Raw genomic sequence first — 21,557 nt, forward strand, 5'->3', positions numbered from 1 at the left:
ACGTTCAGCCTGACCGTGACCGACAGCGATGGCGACACGGCCGGCACCTCGCTGGTGATCGCCATCGTCGACGACATGCCGATTGCACTAGATAACGCCAACGATGTAACCGAAGGGAACAGCATCGGCGGCAATCTGCTGACTGACGATGACGGCTTCGGCGTCGACGTGCCCGGCGCGGACGGCCTGGCGCCCTCCGGCGGCGTGGTCGCCATCGTCAGCGCGGGCGAGGTCACGACCGACACGACCGTCGATGCGAACGGCAATCTCGTCATCACCACCGCGCTCGGCACCCTGACCGTCGACGCCGTGACAGGCGCCTACACCTACCAGTCCACGGCCAATTCGACCAATGCCGACACGACCGACGTGTTCACCTACACCATCCGCGACGGCGACGGCGACGAGAGCACGGCCACTCTGACGATCGACATCGACAATGTCGGCGGCGCGACGTCCAATTCCGGCGTACTGGTGAACGAGGCGGGCCTGCCCTCCGGCAGCGACGCTGCATCGGACAGCGAGATCGACGCCGACGGCCAGATCACCGTCACCAACGCCACAGGTCCGTTCGAATTCATCCTGCTCTCGCCCGCAAACGGCACTTACGGCACGCTGACGCTGGATCCGGACACCGGCGCCTACACCTACGTGCTCGACACGCCGTTCACCGACAGCGTTACCGAGAACACGACCAACACAATCACCGCAGCGGAAAGCTTCGCCTACGAAGTGCGCGACCTTGCCGGCAACCTGATCGCCAGCGGCAGCATCAGCGTCGACATCGTGGATGACGTGCCGACCGCGACCGACCAGGCCGGCGTGTCGGTGGCCGAGGATGCGGTGGGAACGATCGGCGGCAATGTCGTGACCGACGGCACGCCCGATACCGAGGGCGCCGACGGCGCGACCGTGACCGCGATCACCGTGGGCGGCGTCACGACGCTCGTGCCGCAGGACGGCACCAGCGCCAGCTACAGCAACGCCAACGGCACCTACACCATCGACAGGGACGGGAATTGGACCTTCGATCCGAACCCGGGCCTTGACCAGTCGGCGGGCGATATCGATGCCGGCTTCACCTACACGCTGACCGACGGCGACGGCGATTTCGATACTGCCGTGCAGCCGATCACCATCACCGACGGTGCCGGCCCCGTGGCGGGCCCGCCCATCTTGCTGACGCTGGACGACCAGAACCTGGCCGACGGCTTGACCCCCGCGGGGCCGGACTTCGACAGCGACATCATCGTCTTCACTCCGGGTTCGGACGCCATCGCCTCGATCGTGTTCGGCACCTCGCTCGCCAATCTCGGCGGCGGGCTGACATGGGTGCGCGTCAGCGATACGCAGATCACCGGCTCGGACGGCGGTACGCTGATCGTCACGCTTGACCTGACCGTCACTGGCAACACCGCCACCGTCACCGCGACGCTGGCGGACAACTACGACAGCCACCCGGGCATCGACGTCGACGATCTGGTCGATCTCGGCAACGTGCTGGTGGTCGCGACCGACATCGACGGCGACACGGCTTCGGCCAGCGTCTCGGTCTCCGTGTCGGACGACCTGCCGACCATCACCGCCACCGCGCCGACGGCCGGTGCGCTGACGGTCGACGAGACCACCCTCGGCACCGATGCGACGGCGAATTTCGCCGGCCTGTTCGTGCCCGATTACAACGCGGACGGCCCCGGGTCGGTCGGCGGCTACACGCTCGGCATCAATGCCGGCGCGACCGGCCTCGTCGATGTCGCCACGGGCGAGGCGGTCGTGCTGTCGCTCAATGGCGGCGTGGTCGAGGGCCGCACGGCTACGACCGGCCAGCTGGTCTTCACCGTCAGCGTAGACGCCGCGGGCACGGTCGAGCTCGACCAGCTGCGCGCCGTGCGCCACGCCGACACCGCCAACCCCGACGACGCGACCGGTCTGGCTGCGGCCAACCTCATCACGCTGACCGCGACCGTGACGGATGGCGACGGCGACACCGCCGATGCCACCGCCAACATCGGCGGCGCCATCAGCTTCCGCGACGACGGGCCGAGTCTGACGGGCGTGACGGCGACCGGCGGTGCGAGCGTCGATGAAACCGATGGCCTGCCGACCTCGGGCAGCTCGGCCAGCGGCGTGCTCGGCTTCACCGCCACCTACGGCGCGGACGGGGCGGGCACGACCACCTATGCCCTCAATGTCACCGACGCGAACAGCGGTCTGGCGACGGCCGTGGGCGACTTCCCGGTCACGCTGGTGCAGGTGAACACCACCACCATCGAGGGCCGCTATGACGGCGGCAAGCTGGCCTTCACGGTCAGCATCGATGCCACGACCGGCGTGGTCACGCTGACCCAGACCGTCGCGCTCGAGCACCTGGTCGACGGCAGCACGCCGGCGGCCTACAACGACACGCTGAACCTCGCCGGCAAGATCGCCGCGACCGTGACCGTGACCGACCGCGACGGCGACGCCGTCAGCGGCTCGGCCGACATCGGCGCGGGGCTGACCTTCTACGACGATGGCCCGAGCGTCACCCTGACCGGCACCGCCAACGACCTCGTCGTCAGCGATGCAAACTTCGCGGTGAACGATACCGAGAACTACGCCGATGCCTTCGCCTTCGACGGCGGCACCGACGGGACCGCGAGCATCGCCTATGCGCTGACCGCCACCAACGGCACCTTCTCGGGCCTCTACCAGGCGACCACCGATGCGCCGATCTTCCTGTTCGTGGAAGGCGGCGCGGTCGTTGGCCGGGCCGGGGCGGATGCGACCGCGGCGGCCACCGGGCCCGAGGTCTTCCGCGTCACCGTGGATGCCAGCGGCAACGTCACGCTCGATCAGAGCCTCGCCGTCGACCACGTACTGGGCGGCGGCAACGGCACCAGCGTCTCGCTGGCGGGCGGCGTGATCCAGCTTACCGCCACCATCACCGACAACGACGGCGACACCGCCAGCGCGGCGCTCGACATCGGGGCTGATCTGACCTTTACCGACGACGTGCCTGCGGCGGGCTCGAACGCCACGGTCCAGCTCGACGACGATGCGCTGGGCGGCAACCCCAACGGCACCGGCGACGATGCGAACGCGGTGAACACCAGCGGCACCCTCGCGCACGATTTCGGCAACGACGGCGGCACCATCGCCTTCGATCTCGCCAGCACGCTGCCCGCCGGCTTCCGCCTGGTGAGCAACGGTTCTGGCGGGGCGCTGATCCAGCAGGACCAGGGCGGCAGCTGGGTGACCGTGGTCACCGTTACGCTGGACAGCGCCACCGGTGCCTACACCGTCGTGCAGAACGACAACGTGCTGCACGCCAACGGCGGGGCTGAGAACAACGTCGTCTTCTCGCTCGGGTACGTGGTGACCGACGGCGACGGCGACACCGCCAGCGGCTCGTTGGCGATCAACGTGGACGACGATACCCCGGTGGCGGCCAACGACGGTCAGATCGCCTCGGTCGACGACGGTGCGAGCGGCGTGACCGTGGGCACGGTCGCGACGCTGACGGGCAACGACAGCTACGGCGCCGATGGTCCGGGCTCGCCCGCGATCACCATCGGCACCGGCAGCCTCGGCGGCACGGTCAGCGTGGTGAACGGCAACCTCGTCTACACCTCGGCGACCAACGTCGCGCCGGAAACATCGCAGACCGAGACCTTTAATTACACGATCACCGACGGCGACGGAGACACCTCGAACGCCGCCACCTTCACCATCCTCCTCACCGACGGCGGGCCGCAGATCAACGCCGTCGCCGGCACCGTGCTGGTCGACGAGGACGGCCTGCCCGGCGGCATCGCCAACGGTCCGGGCGACGTGGCGGGGCAGGTGACGCAGGTTTCCGGCACGCTGGCGGGCTTCAGCTATGGCGTCGATGGCGCGGGCTCGATCACGCTGGTCGCGGTGGCCGACACCGGGCTCGACACGCTGAGCGGCAACAACATCGCCACCGTCTACAACGCCGCCACGCGCACGCTGACCGGCTACGACAGCACGGCGAACCCGAACGCCCTGACGGCGAGCGACATCTACTTCACGCTCGTCATCACCAATCCGGCAACGGGTGCCTACACCTACACGCAGACGCAGCCGGTGAAGCACACCGTCGCGAACACGGAGGACGATGCCTCGTTCGCCGTGACCGTCGAGGTGCGCGATGCCGAGGGCGACCTCGCCACCGGCCAGATCGGCATCACCATCGACGACGACAGCCCGGTCACCTTCGCCCCGGCGAAATCCGCGGTGATCAACAACGACAGCCCGCCTGCCACCTACAACCTCAACTTCGCCGGTTCCGCCGGTGCGGACGGTGTGGGCAACGCGGTGTTCTCGTTCGTCGACGGGACCGCAGCGGTCGACCAGTCGGGTGCCAACCTCTCGATCGCGGGCGAGCAGCTCTACATCTACGGCAACGGCACCAACGTGCTGACGGCGCGGACGCTGGATGGCGATATCGGCTATACCATCACCATCAATCCGGTGACCGACAAGTACACGGTCGATGTCTACACCACGATCTCGAACGGCAGCGAGCTCTCGGTCAGCAACCTCACCAGCGCGGCAGCCGGCAACACCGCATATCGCGCCGTCGGGGCCAACAGCGCGACCAACAACGCCGACAACATCGACATCATCCTCTCGGGCCGCAGTTCCGACGGCACCCGGGGCGACATCAACACCAACGCCACGAACATCGGCGTGGACCAGCAGTCGATCACGCCGGGTGCGGCGGTTCGCATCGACTTCGTCAACAACGCGACGACCGATACCACCGCGCCGATCGGCACGACCGGGTTCGACTACCAGGGCCACCAGGACGTGATCCGGTTCGAGCAGACCATCCCGACCATCAACGGAAACCCGAACAACAAGGTCACCATCAAGGTGACCGCGATCGATGCCGATGACGATCAGGACCTGGGCTACAATGCGACCACGCCGGAAGCGGGGGAGAGCTTCGTCAACATCAACCAGGTGGTTGTGACCGATGCCAGCGCCGGCACTTTCTACACCTTCCTCGAAAACGGCACGGTGCTGAACGCCGCGGGCCAGGTGGTGAACCCGGGGACCGTTCCCTTCGGTGTCGTCTTCAACACCTTCAGCGTCGTCATCACCGGCCTCGACGATCGCGACCAGTACGAGATCGTGACCGATACCGCCTTCAGCGCGGTGCTGGTGGAATCGGCCTCGTCCGCCAACGCGGCCTTCGACCTCGGCATCTTTAACGTCACCACCATCGATGCCGGTGCTCCGATCAACGTCGCCTACGACGTGATCGGCACCGACCGCGACGGGGACAGCGTGCTGGTGCCGGACGCCATCGACCTGACGCTGAACCCGGCTGTCACGCCGGTCGTGCTCGACCTCGACGGCGGCGGCAACGCCTTTGCCCCGCTTTCCGCAGGGATCGCCTACGATTTCGACGGCGACGGGGTGAAGACCAAGACCGCATGGATCGCCGCGGGCAGCGCCATCCTCGCCTACGATGCCAATGCCGATGGTTTCGTCACCGACGCGTCGGAATTCGTCTTCGGCGGGAACGGCATGACCGACCTCGAGGCGATTGCCGCGCGCTACGACAGCAACGGCGACGGCGTGCTCGATGCCAATGACCCGGCCTACGCGGGGTTCGGCGTATGGCTCGACAGCGACATGGACGCGGTTTCCGATCCGGGCGAGTTCACCTCGCTCGCCGATGCCGGGATCGTCTCGATCGACCTGCACTCGAACGGCCTCGCCGAGAGTGCGGCGGGCGGTGACGTGACGGTCTCCGGCACGGCGGGCTTCATGTTCGCCGACGGCAGCAGCGGCACGGTCTCCGATGCGTCGTTCGCCAACGGCACCGCAGTCGACGGATCGATGATGGAGGCGTTGCTGGCGATGGGCGACGGGGCCGCCGCGCCCACCTTGGCCGCTTCAACGCAGGACCTGCCGCTCGCCCGCGAGGCGATGGGCGACGTGCTGGCCGACAACACCATCGATGCGCTGGTCGACCACTTCTCCGGCGGAGGCGACGCGCTGATGCTCGCGCCCGGCGGCGGGGGCGGCGGCGAGCACACCGGTGCCGATTTTGCCCTCGCGCAAGTCGAGCAGATGCTCGGCCTTAGTATTGGCGACCATTCGGGCTTCGGGCTGCCCGGATTTGCAAATATTTCTGTGGACGATGCGGCCGATGCCATCGTATTACATGGTTAACAGGGAATCGGGGGGATTTAGATGGAACAGTCGTCGCTCCTGGCGGGAACGTTAACCATTGCGGTTTTGGCCTGCGCCACACCGGCGACGGCGCAAAGCAACGATTACAACAGCTTGATGGCGTTGGATAACTCAGGCCTGCAGCGCGAGTTGACCTTGCGCTACGATGCCGGATTGGCCGCAAGCCTCGACGACTCGATCATCTCCTCCGACGACCCACGTTACCTTTGGGCACTGGAAACCAAGGTGCAGTGCGGCATTGCGCTCGGGTTCATGCGTTCGTCCACCCGTGACGAGACCAGCATACGCAACTGCGCCAACGCCTATGCGCGGATGCAGGTCGTCCCGGCGCCGCCTCCCGCGCGGGTCACGCCGCCAGTCCAGGTGGCACAGCCGCCCGCGCGCCGGCCGGACAACTGCGACGATTCGCTCGTCGCGACCGTCTTCTTCGATTTCGACATGGCTGAGGTGACGCCGGCCGCCGCCGCGATCCTCGATACCGTTGGCCAGCAGGTGCGCGCCTGCGGCTGGTCTCGCCTCAATGTGGTCGGTCACACCGACCAGGCCGGGTCGGACCAGTACAACATGGGCCTCTCGCGGGCCCGTGCCGACGCCGTTGCGGCTGCGCTGCGGAGTCGCAACATGGGCAGCATCGGCCTCGATGTCGGCGCGCAGGGGGAAAACAACCCGCGCGTGCCGCTGCCCGACGGCACGCGCAGTCCGCAAAACCGCCGCGTCGAAATCTCGGCCGACTGAGGGGGAGGTCACAATGAAAACCTTTGGCAAGATGATCGTCGCCGCGGCGCTGGCGACCTGTTCGACCGGCGCGCTGGTCCAGACCGCTGCGGCGCAGGCCGACGGCGGCCCGGTGTCGATGCGCGAGGCGATCGAGACCGCGATCACCTCCAACCCCGACATCATCCAGGCGCAGATGAATACCGAGGCGATCCAGTTCGAACGCGAACAGGCGCAGTCGCTGTATTTCCCGACCATCGACGTGGAGGGATCGGCCGGCGTCCGGCGGCTGGAAAACACCACCCGCCGCGCGCTCGGGATCGCCGACGACGTGCTCTATCCGCTCGAGGCGCAGGCGCGGCTCGACTGGACGGTGCTCGATTTCGGGCGTCGCCGCAACGAGCTGCTGCGCCAGGCCGCGCGCGTGGATGGCGCCTCTTTGCGGGTGGTCGAGCGGAGCGAATTCATTGCCCTGCAAGTGGCCCGCCAGTATCTCAACATCCTGCTGCAGGAACGTGTCGTCGCCGCCTCGAGCGACAACGTGACCTTTCACCGGCAGATGACCGGCAGCCTGCAGGAAGGCGTCGATTCCGGCTCGATCAGCGTCGCCGACCTGCAACAGGCCGAAGAACGGCTGCAGGCCGCGCTGGTGCTGCAGGCGGAGGCCGAGCAGGACCTGACCGACGCGCGCACCGCGCTGCGCCGCCTGACCGGGCTCGACATCAGCCGCGTCAACCTGCCGCCGGTCCTGTCCGGGCAGATGCCCGAAACGCAGGAAGCCGCCATCGGCCTTGCCCGCACGGCGAACCCGCTGGTGCGCGAGGCGCAGGCCGACGTCGATGCCGCGAACGCTATGGTCGGCGCCTCGCGCGCCTCGCTCGCGCCGCAGGTGGGGGTCGAGGTCGTGGGCCGCATCGGCGAGGACATCGACGGCTTCCAGGGCGAGACCAACGACGTGCTCGGCCGCGCCTACGTCCGCTGGCAGCTGTTCGACGGTGGCCGCCGCGTGGCCGAGGTGCAGGAGATGGTCCGCCGCGCGAGCGAGGCCCGCTATCGCCTGCACGACCGCGTGCGCGAGGCGGAGGAAGACGTTGCCAACGCCTGGAGCGCGATGACCACGCAAGGGACCGTTGGCACGGCGCTCGAACGCCAGTCGCAGGTCAGCGACGACCTGCTGCTGTCATACCGCAGCCAGTTCAACATCGGCCGCCGCTCGCTGCTCGACGTGCTGGATGCGCAGAACACCCGCTTCAACACCCAGGTCCGCCGCGAAACCTCGCGCTTCTCGGAGATCTTCGCCCAGTACCAGGTGCTGGCCGCGACCAACCGCTTCCTGGAGGCGCTAGACGTGGCGCCGGGAGCGGGATCGGGCATGAACGAACGCGAACGGTTCGATTATGGGCCATCGGTCGATGCCGAGTTGCACCGACGTCGCTACCCGCGGTAAACGGATCGCGGGGGGTGACGGGTGTATCATTCAGGTGAGCTTGCCGGGCGGGCAGAGCACGATCCGCTCGTAGCGGCGATCGGCCATCTGGCCGCGCACTTCGGCCTGCCCGACCCGCGCCCGCTGTTCGATACCCTTCCGCGCGACGAGGCCGGCCACCTGCCGTTCCACCAGGTCGCGCCCGCGCTGGAACTGGCGGGTTTCAACTTCGAGGATGCCTCGCAAAGGCGACTGCCGAGGAAGGCGGAGGCCTATCCCGCGATTGCCCGGTTCGAGGACGGCGCGCTGGCCCTGCTCGACATCGCCGGGTCGGACCTGCTCGTCGCACCCGCCGGTGGCGGCGCGCCGGTGTGGCAGCCCCTGCGCGAGCTCGAGCGCGGCTTTGCCGGCGATTTCGTCACCGTCGTCGCCAATCCCGATCGCCTGCGCGAAGGCGATGCCCCGTGGCACGCCAAGGGCCGTCATCACTGGTTCTGGTCGGAACTGCGCAAGGAACGCCGCGCCTTTCGCCCGGTGCTCGTCGCCTCGCTGATCATCAACCTGCTCGCGGTGTCGCTGCCGCTGTTCTCGATGAACGTTTACGACAGGGTGATTCCCAACCGCGCGGAGTCCTCGCTGTGGGTGCTCGCATCGGGCGTGCTGCTGGCCTTCGCGCTGGAATTCGCGCTGCGCACCGCGCGCACCAACGTGGTCGACGAGATCGGGCGCAGGCTCGACCTCCGGCTCTCGCAGAAGCTGTTCAGCCGGGTCATCGCCACGCCGATGAGCGGGCGCAAGGGCAGCACCGGGGCGCTGGCGGCGCGGGTCGGCGAGTATGCGCTGGTTCGCGACTTCTTCGCCTCGACGACCATCATGCTGATGGTCGACCTGGTCTTCCTGTTCGTCTTCATCGGTCTCATCGCCTACATCGCCGGGTGGCTGGCGATGGTGCCGATCGTCGCCATCGCGCTGATGGCGATTGCCGGGTTCGTGCTGCAACGCCGCGTCACTGCCGCCGCGCTCGACGCGCAGGCCGACGCCGGGTTGCAGCAGACGGTGCTGGTGGAATCCATCGCCGGGATGGAAACGCTCAAGAGCGTGTCGGGCGAGCGGCGACTGCTCGGCAAGTGGCATTCGCTGGCGCAGGTCGGCAGCCATTCGCAGCAGCGCCTGCGCCGCCTGTCCTCGGTCGCGGTCTCGCTCGCTTCCTCGTTCCAGCAGGTGTCCAGCGTGGCGCTGGTGGTAGGCGGATATTACCTGTTCGCCGCGGGCGAGATCACCATGGGCGCGATCATCGCCATCGTCATGCTCGCCTCGCGTTCGCTCGCGCCCGCGGGCCAGCTCGCCTTCATCCTGACGCGCGGGCGGCAGGCGAGCGCGGGCCTGAAATCCATCGAGGCGCTGTTTGACGAGGCGGACGAGCGGCAGACCGGCTCGATGTCGCTGCCCGCGGCGGTGAGCGGCGGCTATGCCGTGCGGCTGGAGAACGTCGCCTTCAGCTATCCCGACAGCCAGGAACGCTCGCTCGACGGGGTCTCGCTCGCCATAGCGCCGGGAGAGCGGGTCGCGGTCGTGGGCCGGGTGGCCTCGGGCAAATCCACCCTGGGGCGCGTGCTATGCGGCCTCTATCCGCCCAGCGAAGGCGCGATGACAATCGAGGGCATCGACAGCCGCCAGTTCCGCCCCTCCGAACTGCGCCGCGCCTTTCGCTTCGTGGGGCAGGATGCCAACCTGTTCACTGGCAGCGTCAAGGAAAACGTCGCGCTCGGCGCTCCGGGTGCGAGCGATGCGGAGGTCATGGCGGCGCTGGCGATGAGCGGGGCGGACGGCTTCCTCGCCCGCGATGCCGCCGGGTTCGACCGCAACGTGGGCGAGCAGGGCAGGCGCCTCTCGGGCGGCCAGCGCGCCTTCCTCGCCCTGTCGCGCGCCTTCATCACCCCGTTCGAGCTGCTGTTTCTCGACGAGCCATCGGGCGCGATGGATTCGAGCACCGAGGCGCTGCTGGTGGAGCGGCTGCGACAGACGCTGTCGGGCAATCAGACGCTGGTCGTCGCCACCCATCGCCCGGCGCTGTTCGACCTGTGCGACCGGATCTTGGTAATGAACCAGGGACGAATCGTCGCCGATGGCCCCAAGGCCGAGATCCTGCGCTCCATCGGCGCCAACGCGAGCCTCAGATGATGGCACTGGTCTCCGCTTCCGACACGCTTGCCCGCGGTGCAAAGGCCGCTCGCCTCGCGCTGTGTGGCGTGCTGCTGCTCGCGCTTTCGGCGCCGCACCCGGTCGATACCGCCAGCGTCGCGGCCGAAAGCGCCGCGGCGGTTCGCGCCAACGCCCGCCTCGCCGTGGAGCTGTCGCAGATGACGGTGCAAGGCGAGGCGCTGGTCGTGGCCAATGCCGCCAGTGCGGAGGCGCGCAACGCCGAGATCCCCTTCGCCGCCGGCGCGCTGGGCACGATGGCCCCGTTCCGAGCCATTGCCGCGGGCAGTTCCGCCTACACCACCGCGCTCGGGTGCTTGACCGAGGCGATCTACTACGAGGCCGCGAACGAGAGCGTGCGCGGCAAGCGCGGTGTGGCGCAGGTCATCCTCAACCGCGTGCGCCACCCGGCCTATCCGTCCAGCGTGTGCGGCGTGGTCTACCAGGGTTACACCGACGCGGTTTGCCAGTTCAGCTATACCTGCGACGGATCGCTGGCGCGCCGGCCGATGGACCGCCAGTGGCGCGAATCGCGCGAGGTCGCGGCGGCGGCGCTGGGCGGCTATGTCGAGACATCGGTCGGCACGGCGACGAACTACCATGCCGATTACGTCGTGCCCTACTGGGCATTCACGCTCGACAAGGTGGTGCAGGAAGGCCGCCACATCTTCTACCGACTGCCGGGCGGGGCCGGGCGACCGATGGCCTTTGCGGCGCGCTGGACGGGGCGGGAATTCCACCCGAGCTTCAACCCCGCGCGCTTCGCCGCCATGGCCGAGGCCGAGGCGCTTGCCGAGGAGGGCCTGTCGGTCGAACCGTCCGCCGCCGCCGCCGTCGTACGCGACGTGACGGATCGCCGCGCGGACAACGACGTGGGCGGTCGGATGGACGTGTCCGCCGGAACGGGCTGGCAGTTGTCGATCCCCGACCCGGTCAACGCCAGCAACGGCTATCGCGCCGCGCTGCGCGAACAGGGCGACGGTGCAGCCCCGGCCACGGATCGCTGACATGCGCGCCTTCGAGACCTTCGCCGGCTGGGATGCCAACCGCAAGCTCATCGCCATTTCGGCGGGTGCCTTCGCCTTGCTGATCGGCTGGGCGAGCCTGGCGCAGGTCGACGAGGTGACGCGCGGGCAGGGCAGGGTCATCCCGTCCAGCCAGGCCCAGCTCGTCCAGCCCGCCGAGCCCGCCGTGGTCGCCGACATCCTCGTGCGCAGCGGCGAGCGGGTGGAGGCGGGGCAGGTGCTCGTGCGGCTCGACGACAGCACCGCCTCCTCGGAGCTCGGCCAGTTGCAGGCGGAGAACGAGAGGCTGGCGGCGCGCGCCTCGCGGCTGGGGGCGGAGGCCGGGGCCGGTTCGGGTGGCTGCACCGGTGCCGGATGTGCCGACGAGCAGCGGCTCCAGCGCGTGCGCGTGGCGACGGCCCGCAGCCGCGAGGCGGCGCTAGGCGCGGCGGTGGAGCAGCGGCGGCGCGACCTGCGCGAGGCCGAGGCGACGGCCAGCGCGCTGTCGGACAGCGTGCGGCTGGCGCAGGAACAGGTTTCCATGCTCGAGCCGCTGGCGGCGCAGGGCATCGTCCCGCAGACCGAGCTGCTGACCGCCCAGCGCGAACTCGTCGACGTGCGCGGCCGGCTGGCGGCGGCGCGGCAGGCGGCGGCGCGGGCCTCGGCCTCGATCAGCGAGGCACAGGCCGACCTGCAATCGGCGCGGCTCGACTTCCGCCAGCAGGCGCTCGACGAGAGAAGCGAGGTGGAGACCCGCATTGCCGTCAACCAGGAGAGCATCCGTGGTGCCTCTGCCCGGCGCGACCGTAACGAACTGCGCTCGCCCACCACCGGCATCGTCAACAACCTGCAGGTCACCACCGAGGGCGGCTTCGTCAATGCGGGCGAGACGATCATGCAGGTCGTCCCCATCGGCGACCGGCTGCTGGTGGAGGCGCGCATTTCCCCGCGCGACATCGGCTTCGTCGCCGTGGGCGATCCGGCGAACGTAAAGGTGACAGCCTACGATTTCTCGACCTACGGCGGCCTGTCGGGGGAAGTGGTCGAGGTCAGCGCCGACAGCATCTATGACGAGGTCGAGCGCGAGGCCTATTACCGCGTACTGATCGAGACCGAGCGCAGCTACATCCAGAAGGACGGCCAGCGCTTTCCCATCGTGCCCGGCATGATCACCGACGTGGAGATCATCACCGGCGCCAAGAGCATCCTCGCTTACCTGCTGCGCCCCGTGACGCGGGCGCTGGACAGCGCGCTTTCGGAACGGTGAGCGGCTCGCTTACGAGCGGCCGGCGTAACCGTGCAGCCAGCTGGATTCGCTGTTGAAGCTCATCGTCGGGCGATAGTCGTAGGACTGGTCCGCCGGCAGCACCGCGTCCACGGCGTTGTCGAGCAGGAAGTGCTGCCCGTCCACCCGCACCACCAGCACGGCGTGGTCGGCATTCCGCACGAGATCGCGCGCCAGCGTCAGATACATGGTGCTACTGTCGAAACCCAGCGCGGCGAGCATCTGATACTTGAGGATGGCATAGTCCTCGCAATCGCCAAAGCCTGCGCCCAGCGTCTCGCCAGCGGTGGCCCAGTAATCGCGTGCGCCGCGCCCCACACTGTCCTCGACCGGGGCGATGTGCGTGTTGACCCATGCATTGACGCGCCGCAGCGTGTCCGCGGCATCGGGCGAGGCCTCGCCGACGAGCGCGGTGACGCGGCCCGGGCCCAGCGCGCTGTGCGAAACGCGGTCCCATTCGCGCGAAAACGGCGTGCGGCCGATGCGGACGACGGCGGTGGCGAGGAAGCCTTCGTGCGCGCCCGCGATCGGGGGCGCCGGCAGGGGTGCGGCCATCGGCTCGAAACGGCGCGGCAGGAGGTCGATCGCTGTACCCACCAGGCAGGTTTCCGCCTGCGCGCGTTCCAGCGCGACCTGCTGCACCGCAACCACCTCGACCGCCGCGAGCGATGCCGCCTGCTGCTGCCGGATGAGGTCGAGCGCGCTCGGCGCGCCGCCGAGGATGGCGGCGGACTTGGCTTCGCCGGCAACGCCCGGCGTGACGGGTTGCAAACTCGCCTGCGCGGGCAGGCTTTCGCACGAAAAGGCCGGAGCGCCAGCGGCTACCGCGGCGACGACCGCGCCGGGCAGCGCCGTTGCCGAAGCCGCGACGGGCAGCACGCCGAGCGCCAGACCCGCCGCCAGCAGGGCTGCGGACCGGGACCGGGCGTGGACGCCGAAAAGGGGTTTCCTGACCATGCTCGGCGCTTTGCGGCCGCACCGTCTAAGGTTGCGTGGGGGAACAGGGTTAACTGCGCCGCAACCATGATCGCGCGCCTTGACGAGCCGGAACCGGCAAGATGCAGGAATCGGTTGTCGCCGCGGCGCGCCGGGCGTAATCTTCGGCCCGGGGGGGCAAGGCCATGCGGTTCTGGCGCGAAGAAAAAGTCGGCAGGCACGAAGTCGTGATCTGGGTCTACCTGCTGGCGGTGGTCGGCGGGATCGTCGCGATCCAGTCCGACGCTTTCGGCTGGCATCGCGCCGATGGCTGGCCCGATGGAAGCGCAGCGGCACCTCGCGAGCAGCGAGGTTTCGCGCTCGCTCCCGCGCAACTCGCCGCCGATGCGGGGACGGCCGAGCCCATCACGACGGCAGACCCTTCCACGCTGGGCGACGCGATCGAAGCGGAGCTGCCGGTTCCAGGCGACGCGCCTGTCGCCGCCACCGGCACGCGCGCTCCCCCTCTGCCGCGCGCCCAGCTGCTGGCCGACGGGCGCGAGGTGATCCGCACCGATTTCGATCTCGGATCGGCCACCCTTGCGCGCGTCGGGCTGGAGGTTCGCAAGCCCATGACCATCGACGGGCGCGGGGTGGGCGAGGTGGCGATCACCATCAACGATGCCTCGCGCCTCTATATCTCGGCCACCGACCTGCGCCGCGTGCTGCCGGGCGACCTCGCCGCGCGGGTGGTCGACGGCGACCGCTTCGTGGCCTTCGATGCGCTGCGCCAGTCGGGCATCGTCATCCGCTACGACCCGGTATCGGACGTGCTACAAGTCTCCACCTGAGCCCGCACCGCTGCCGCCTTTCGCCGCGCGGCGAACTGTGGCAGGCGCTCCGGCCAAAGGAGCGAGAGGCGATGGCGGGCAAGTTCTTCGACGAGTGGCAGGTGGGCGAGACGATGGCGCACGAAATTCGTCGCACGGTGACCGAGACGGACAACCTGCTGTTCTCCGCCATGACCCACAATCCGCAGCCGCTGCACCTCGATGCCGAGGCGGCAAAGGCGAGCGAGTTCGGGCAGATCCTCGTCAACGGCACCTTCACCTTTGCGCTGATGGTGGGCCTGTCGGTGGGCGACACCACGCTCGGCACGCTGGTGGCGAACCTGGGCTACGACAAGCTGGCGCACCCCAACCCCACCTTCATCGGCGACACCATGCGCGCCGAGACCGAGGTGGTGGACAAGCGCGAGAGCAAGTCGCGCCCCGGATCGGGCATCATCACCTTTCGCCATCGCCTGCTCAACCAGCGGGACGAGGTCGCCTGCGAGTGCCTGCGCATGGCGCTGATCCGGGGCAGCGGCGCCTAGCGCGATCCCGCCGAAAGCAGGCGGAACCCCCAGGCGGGCAGCGTCACGCTGTCGCCCGCGGCGAGCCGCACCGGCGCATTGCCGCGGAACTCGCTGTAACTGCCCGCCGCCAGCCCGTCCGCCAGCCGCGCCGTTACCGGCTGGGCCGAGAGGTTGAACAGGCCGACGACCTTGTTGCCGCCTTCCTGCCGCACCCATGCGAACATCTGCTGCGGCCGGTCGGTCACCACCTGCTGCATGGTCGCGCCCCACTGGCCGTTCTCCAGCGCCGGATTGGCGTCGCGGAAACGGATGAGGTCGTGCAGCAGCGTGCCGTAGGCGCAGTTTTCGCCCTGGCTCCAGTCGATCGGGTCCTTTTCGAAGAACTCCAGCCGCTTGGCGTTACAGGCTTCCTGCCCGTTGTGGATCAGCGGCAGGCCGTCGCCGGTGAAGCTGAGCGCCGTCATAGCCTCCAGGGCCGCGCCGTAGTTCTCGTAGATCGTGCCTTCCCACGCATTGCTGTCGTGGTTCTCGATGTAGGTCATGCGCATGGATTCGCGCGGCCACAGGCTCTCGTCCTCGGCGTAGTAGCCGAACAGCCCGGTGGCATCGGACTGCCCCTGCGCGATGCGCTTGGTCGCGTTGTGCCAGTCCCACGCATAGGTCGCGTCGAAGGATGCGCGGTGATAGCTCGTCTGCTGCACCTCGCCGAGCATGAAGACGGGCCGGATGGCGTCGAGCCGGGCGCGCATGGTCTCCCAGAAATCGACCGGGACGTAGCCCGCCACGTCGGCGCGGAAGCCGTCGACGCCGAAATCGCGCACCCAGTGCTCCATTGCCCCGCCCACGTGCTCGCGCACGCCGGGCTGCGACCAGTCGAGATCGATGATGTCGGACCAGTCCCACCAGGGGGTGGGGCGGAAATGGCCGTCCCAGGTCTTCTCGTACCAGTCGGGGTGCTCGCTCGCGAGCGCGTTGTCCCAGGCCGTGTGGTTGGCGACGAGATCGAGGATGACGCGAAAGCCCTGCGCGTGGGCCGCATCGACGAAGCTGCGGAACTCCGCCTCGGTGCCGAACTCCGGGTTCACCGCGTAGTAGTCGCGCACCGAGTAGGGGCTGCCGAGCGTGCCCTTGCGGTTCACTTCGCCGATGGGGTGGATGGGCATGAGCCAGAGGATGTCGACGCCCAGCTCGCGCAGGCGCGGCAGCTCGCGCTGGGCGGCGCGGAAGGTGCCCTCCGGTGTAAACTGGCGGGTGTTGATCTGGTAGAGCACGGCGTTGCGGCTCCACTCGGGGTGTTCGATCTGCACGAAGGGCTGCGGTTGCCACGGGTCGGCGGCGGCGGTTTGCGCGGCGGGCACCGTGGCACAGGCGGAGAGCGCGAGGAGCGGCGCGGCGGCGAGACAGGCAAGTTTCATGGCGTTGGTCCCTTGTGAGCGGGGGAGAGCTCGGCGGCGACGTCTTCCAGTGCCCGGCCACGGGTCTCGATCATCGAGACGAGAACCCAGACCAGTTGCAGCGCCATCATGCCGGCGAAGAACAGGAAGATCGCCACCGGCGACACGGAAGCGAGGACGGCAGGCATCACCAGTGTCAGCGCGGCGGCGAAGACCCAGTGCGTGCCCGCGCCCAGCGACTGCCCCTTGGCGCGCGCGGCGCTGGGGAAGATCTCGCTTATGTAGACCCAGATCACCGCGCCTTGGCCCACGGCATGGGCGGCAATGAAGGCGAGAATGAACGGCAGAACGATGCCCAGCTGTCCGCTGGCGAAGCCATAGGCGGTCATGCCGAGCGAGACGAGGTAGCCGACCGAGCCGATCAGCATCAGCCGCTTGCGCCCCGCGCGGTCGATCAGCAGCAGGCCGACGAGGGTGAAGACGAGGTTGACTACCCCCACGCCCACCGTCGCCAGCAGCGCCGTGCTGGTCCCCGCGCCACTGATCTCGAAAATGCGCGGGGCGTAGTAGATAATCGCGTTGATGCCGGAGAGCTGGTTGAAGAAGGCGATCAGCACCGCGAGGCGAATGGGGCGCTTGAGGTGCCCGTCGAAGAAGCGGCCCCACTTGATGGCGCGCGCGTCTTCCGCCGCCTCGGCGCGGATGGCGGCGAGCGTTTCGTCGGCGGTGGCGGGGTTGATCGCGGCGAGGATGTCGCGGGCCTTCGCCTCTTCGCCCCGCTGCACCAGCAGCCAGCGCGGACTTTCGGGAATAGCGAATGTGGCGGCGAGGTAGAGCGCGGCGGGCAGCACTTCCATACCGAGCATCCAGCGCCAGTCGTCGTCGCCCGTGCCGCCGAGCGCGTAGTTGGAGGCAAAGGCGACGAGGATGCCGAGAACGATCATCGTCTGGAACAATGCGACCAGCCGGCCACGGTGTTCGCGCGGGGCGATTTCGGCGATGTAGGCGGGCGCGGCGACCGAGCTCGCTCCTACGCCGAGGCCGCCGATCAGGCGAAACAGCATGAAGCTGACCGGGTCCCAGGCGAGCGCGCTGCCCAGCGCCGAGACGGCGTAGAGAACGCCGATCCAGATCAGCGTCCGCTTGCGCCCGAAGCGGTCGCACGGCCAGCCGCCGAAAAGCGCGCCGACCACCGTGCCCCAGAGCGCGGCGGAAATGGCGAGGCCGTGGAGCGCGTCGGACATCTGCCACACCCGCTGCACCGCCTGCTCCGCGCCGGAGATGACGGCGGTATCGAAGCCGAACAGGAACCCCGCCAGCGCCGCCACCAGCGCCCAGCTCGCAGACTTGCCCATCAGCCTTGCCCCTCCAGTACCGCGCGTCCCAGCGCCACCGCGCCGGTGATCCCGGCGTCGTCGCCCAGCTGCGGCGCGACGATCACCTCGTCCAGGGGCCGGTCGTAGAAGGCGGAATAGCCCGCGAGCTGCGCGCGCGTTTTCTCGCGCAGCATATCGAGCAGGCCGGGCGCCTTGAGCACGCCGCCGCCGAAGACCATCACGTCGGGCACGTGCATCAGCGCCAGCGACATGGCGAACTGCGCGAGATAGTCGGCGATCAGCGCCACCTGCTCCTCGCTCGCGGCGGACAGGTCGTGGCCCCAGCGCGCGAGGATCGCCGGGCCGTTGGCGAGCCCTTCCAGGCAGTCGCCGTGATAGGGGCAGTTGCCCGGCCAGCCATCATCGTGCGCGGGGCGGGCGGGACGCACGTGGCCCATCTCGTAGTGCGAGGCCCCCGCGAGCGGGTGGCCCTCCGTCACCACGCCGGTGCCGATGCCGGTGCCGACCGTGGTGTAGGCGACCGTTCGCTTGCCGCGTCCTGCGCCCGCCATCCACTCGCCCATGGCCGCACCGTTGACATCGGTATCGATGGCCACGGGCACGCCGAAGCGTTCGAGCGCGCGATGCCAGTTCGCGCCGCTCCAGCCGGGCTTGGGCGTGGTCGTGAAGCTGCCGTGGGTGGGCGAGGCGGGATCGAGGTCAAGCGGGCCGAAGCTGGCGACGCCGAAGGCCGCGATCTTGCAGTGGCGGGCGGATGCGGCGGCGAACCAGTCGGCGAGTTCGGCAAAGGTCTGGTCGGGCGCGCGGGTGTCGATCCGCGCGCGCTCGAGCAGCGTGCCGTCGCGGCGCGCGAGCGCGGCGACGAATTTCGTGCCGCCCGCCTCGATGGCGCCGATCAGGCTCATCGGACGATTTCCGCACGGCGGGCTGCGGGCGCCCTCGCGCCGCCGGACAGCGCCCCATAGGTCAGGATCGCAGCCGCTCGCATCAGGCGGCGGACTGCGGCAGCGCGGCCCTGACCCGCAGCATGAAGGCGGCGGAGATCAGCCACACGGCGGCGGCGAACAGCATCGTCCAGATCGGCTCTCCAGGGAACAGCCAGAGCATAATCTGCCCCATCACCGTCGCCACCAGCAACTGCGGCACCACTACGAAGACGTTGAACAGCCCCATGTAGATGCCGAGCTTGGCCTGCGGCAGGTTACTGGCGAGGATGGCGTAGGGCATCGCGAGGATGCTTGCCCAGGCCACGCCGATGCCGACCTCGGCCAGCAGCAGCACTTGCGCGTCGCGCACAAAGAAGAACATCAGGAAGCCGATAGCGCCCAGCACCAGGCAGATCGCGTGGGTGGTCACCTGCCCGAAGCGGCGGCTCATCGCCGGGAGAAGAGCCAGCGCGGCGAGGGCGGCTACGCCATTGTAGACAGTGAACAGCACGTTCACCCAGTTTGCGCCTTCATTGTAAGCGGCGCTGGCGGTGTCGGTGCTGCCGAAAACGTATTGCGTGACGACGGGCGTGGTGTTGATCCACATTATGAACAGCGCCGACCAGGTGAAGAACTGCACCACGGCGAGGCGCTTCATCACCTCCGGCATGCCGGAGAAGTCGCCCACGATGCTGGAGAGCATATTTGCGCTGCGGCCCTGCTTGGCCATCGAGATGGCGACAGCACTGAGCACGCCATAAACGGCCAGCAATCCACCGAGTAGCAGCAGTTCCTTCTCGAGATCGAGCAGGGCGACAATGGCGCAGACCACCGCGCCCGCCACGATCCACAGGCCGCTCGATGCATAGCTCCTGCTCGCCAGCATGCGCATGGGCGCTTCTGTCTCGACCGGCTCCGCGCCGTGGAAAGCCGCCTGTTCCTCTGGACTGTATTCGCGCGTGGTCACGATGGTCCACATCACCGCCGCAAACAGCGCCGCTCCACCCGCCCAGAAGCTCCACTTGACGGTATCGGGTATTTCTCCCGGCGCACCGACATTGGCGACACCGAGGTGCTCGAGCAGGAAGGGAAAGATCGATCCGACCACCGCGCCCGCGCCGATGAAGGCCGTCTGCACCGCGTATCCGGCGCTGTGCTGGTCGGTGTTCAGCATGTCGCCGACAAAGGCGCGAAAGGGCTCCATGGAGATGTTGAGGCTGGCATCGAGCACCCACAGCATCGCAGCGGCGAACAGCAGCGGCGCGCCGAAGGCCGGGGCAAGGGGCATCAGCAGCAGCGCGAGGGCCGCGAGTACGGCGCCGGTCAGGAAGTAGGGCCGGCGACGGCCGAGCCGGTTCCACGTGCGGTCGGACATGTGGCCGATGATCGGCTGCACGATCAGCCCCGTAAGCGGCGCGGCGACCCACAGCGCGGGCAGGTCGTCCATGCTCGCGCCCAGCGTCTGGAACACGCGGCTCATATTGGAATTTTGTAGCGCGAAGCCGATCTGGATGCCGAAGAAGCCGAAGCTGATGTTCCACAGACCCCTGAAGGTCTGGCGAGGCTTTTGCATTTGCAGTCCCTTTCCCGGCGGCGCGCCGCGGGTCTTCGCCCGGCTGCGCCTTGCCGCGATGGCTGGCACAGCGCGCGGCGCGCCACAAGCTGCATACGAATACGCGCGCCTACGGTGTGGGGGCGGACACTCCCGTGCTGCCGCGCACGATCAGGCGGGTGGGTAGGCGCGCATCGGGCGCCTCGCGATCCTCGATGCGGGAGAGCAGCGTTTCCACCAGTCGCTCGCCCGCGCCGCGAATGTCCTGCATGATGGTTGTCAGCGGCGGCGAGGTGAGGCTGGCGGCGGGGATGTCGTCGAAGCCCGCCACGGCAACGTCGCCCGGCACCGACAGGCCGCACTCGGACAGCGCGCGCATGGCCCCCATGGCGATGAGGTCGCTGGCGGCGAAGATGGCGTCGGGCCGCTCGCCGCGCTCCAGCAGCGCGAGCATCGCCGCGTGGCCTGCCTGCTCGGTGGTGATGGCATCGTGCTGCAGGGCACCTTCGGCCGAGAGCCCGGCATCCACCAGCGCCCGGCACATGCCGCGGTAACGCTGGGCGAATTCGGGGTAATGCTCGTCGGCGTGCCCGATAAAGGCGAGCCGCCTGCGCCCTTGCGCGATCAGGTGTTCGCCCACCAGCCGACCCGCGCCGAAGTTGTCGGAGCCGATGGTGGATCCCGTCGCATCGCTGGTGACCGATCCCCAGCGCGCGAAATGGGTGCCCTGCCGCTGCAATTGCTCCAGCCGCTCCTCGTAGAGCGTGTAGTCGCCGTAGCCGAGAAGGATCAGCCCGTCGGCGCGGTGGCTGTCCTGGTACTGGACGTGCCAGTCGTCCTCCATGCGCTGGAAAGAGATCAGCAGGTCCAGCCCCCGGCTGGCGCAGGCGCGGGTGATCGATCCCAGCATGGCGAGGAAGAAGGGATTGATCATGCTCTCGTCGGGCGTTGGATCCTCGAAGAACAAGAGGGCGATGGTGTTGGAGCGCTGGGAGCGCAGCGAACTCGCGTTCTTGTCGACGGTGTAATTGAGGTCGCGGGCGATCTGCCGGATGCGCTCACGCGTCGCCTCGCTCACCGCCTTGTCGCCGCGCAGCGCACGGCTGACGGTGGGCTGCGAAACCCCGGCCAGGTAGGCGATATCGAAGCTGGTCGGCCGACCAGTGGGCGCGCGTCCCATGTGCTCTCCCCTCGCGCGGGACAGGCTCCTCTCCGCCCGCGCGATTGCATAGAGG

General features: G+C 68.6%; 14 protein-coding genes. 8 read left to right on the forward strand and 6 right to left on the reverse strand.

Going from position 1 to position 21,557, the window contains the following annotated elements:
* Positions 1-15 precede the first annotated feature (15 nt).
* From AAW00_RS15130 to AAW00_RS00030, 6 genes are read left to right on the forward strand one after another with little or no spacing between them, the layout of a single operon-like run.
* Complete coding sequence (locus AAW00_RS15130; RefSeq protein ID WP_206539307.1) at positions 16-6,192, forward strand: beta strand repeat-containing protein; 6,177 nt, start codon at positions 16-18, stop codon at positions 6,190-6,192.
* Between the two features lie 21 nt (positions 6,193-6,213).
* Complete coding sequence (locus AAW00_RS00010) at positions 6,214-6,948, forward strand: OmpA family protein (protein ID WP_082124849.1); 735 nt, start codon at positions 6,214-6,216, stop codon at positions 6,946-6,948.
* A 13-nt stretch (positions 6,949-6,961) separates the two neighbouring features.
* Positions 6,962-8,374, forward strand: coding sequence for a TolC family protein (locus AAW00_RS00015; protein ID WP_052761684.1), 1,413 nt, complete (start codon positions 6,962-6,964; stop codon positions 8,372-8,374).
* A gap of 21 nt (positions 8,375-8,395) precedes the next feature.
* The gene (locus AAW00_RS00020; protein ID WP_047002343.1) at positions 8,396-10,534 is read left to right on the forward strand and encodes an ATP-binding cassette domain-containing protein; all 2,139 of its coding nucleotides are present in this window, start codon (positions 8,396-8,398) and stop codon (positions 10,532-10,534) included.
* The gene (locus tag AAW00_RS15310; protein WP_082124850.1) at positions 10,531-11,559 is read left to right on the forward strand and encodes a cell wall hydrolase; all 1,029 of its coding nucleotides are present in this window, start codon (positions 10,531-10,533) and stop codon (positions 11,557-11,559) included. The genes AAW00_RS00020 and AAW00_RS15310 overlap by 4 nt, the downstream gene beginning before the upstream one ends.
* Before the next feature lies 1 nt (position 11,560).
* Positions 11,561-12,823, forward strand: coding sequence for an HlyD family type I secretion periplasmic adaptor subunit (locus AAW00_RS00030; protein ID WP_047002344.1), 1,263 nt, complete (start codon positions 11,561-11,563; stop codon positions 12,821-12,823).
* Positions 12,824-12,832: 9 nt separating this feature from the next.
* Here AAW00_RS00030 and AAW00_RS00035 read toward each other — a convergent pair whose 3' ends face one another.
* On the reverse strand, positions 12,833-13,798 hold the full coding sequence (locus tag AAW00_RS00035) for a transglutaminase-like cysteine peptidase (protein WP_082124851.1): 966 nt from the start codon (positions 13,796-13,798) through the stop codon (positions 12,833-12,835).
* Positions 13,799-13,962: 164 nt separating this feature from the next.
* On the opposite strand from AAW00_RS00035, the gene AAW00_RS00040 reads away from it, so the two are divergent.
* Both AAW00_RS00040 and AAW00_RS00045 read left to right on the forward strand, forming a co-directional pair.
* The gene (locus tag AAW00_RS00040) at positions 13,963-14,607 is read left to right on the forward strand and encodes a hypothetical protein (RefSeq protein ID WP_047002345.1); all 645 of its coding nucleotides are present in this window, start codon (positions 13,963-13,965) and stop codon (positions 14,605-14,607) included.
* A gap of 71 nt (positions 14,608-14,678) precedes the next feature.
* Entirely contained in the window at positions 14,679-15,131 is a 453-nt protein-coding gene (locus AAW00_RS00045; protein WP_047002346.1) for a MaoC family dehydratase, read from the forward strand.
* Here AAW00_RS00045 and AAW00_RS00050 read toward each other — a convergent pair.
* The 5 genes from AAW00_RS00050 to AAW00_RS00070 form a co-directional block, all read right to left on the reverse strand.
* Positions 15,128-16,528: an alpha-amylase family glycosyl hydrolase gene (locus AAW00_RS00050; RefSeq protein ID WP_047002347.1), complete on the reverse strand. Its 1,401-nt coding sequence runs from the start codon at positions 16,526-16,528 to the stop codon at positions 15,128-15,130. The genes AAW00_RS00045 and AAW00_RS00050 overlap by 4 nt on opposite strands.
* A complete protein-coding gene (locus AAW00_RS00055; protein WP_047002348.1) occupies positions 16,525-17,862 on the reverse strand; it encodes a sugar porter family MFS transporter in 1,338 nt (445 codons plus the stop codon). Before AAW00_RS00055 ends, AAW00_RS00050 begins: the two co-directional genes overlap by 4 nt.
* The gene (locus AAW00_RS00060) at positions 17,862-18,749 is read right to left on the reverse strand and encodes an ROK family protein (RefSeq protein ID WP_047002349.1); all 888 of its coding nucleotides are present in this window, start codon (positions 18,747-18,749) and stop codon (positions 17,862-17,864) included. Before AAW00_RS00060 ends, AAW00_RS00055 begins: the two co-directional genes overlap by 1 nt.
* 82 nt (positions 18,750-18,831) lie before the next feature.
* Positions 18,832-20,343, reverse strand: coding sequence for an MFS transporter (locus AAW00_RS00065; RefSeq protein ID WP_047003384.1), 1,512 nt, complete (start codon positions 20,341-20,343; stop codon positions 18,832-18,834).
* Positions 20,344-20,452: 109 nt separating this feature from the next.
* Entirely contained in the window at positions 20,453-21,502 is a 1,050-nt protein-coding gene (locus AAW00_RS00070; protein ID WP_047002350.1) for a LacI family DNA-binding transcriptional regulator, read from the reverse strand.
* Positions 21,503-21,557: the final 55 nt, after the last annotated feature.

The organism is Aurantiacibacter luteus (assembly GCF_001010945.1).
In the GTDB taxonomy this organism is placed as follows: domain Bacteria; phylum Pseudomonadota; class Alphaproteobacteria; order Sphingomonadales; family Sphingomonadaceae; genus Alteraurantiacibacter; species Alteraurantiacibacter luteus.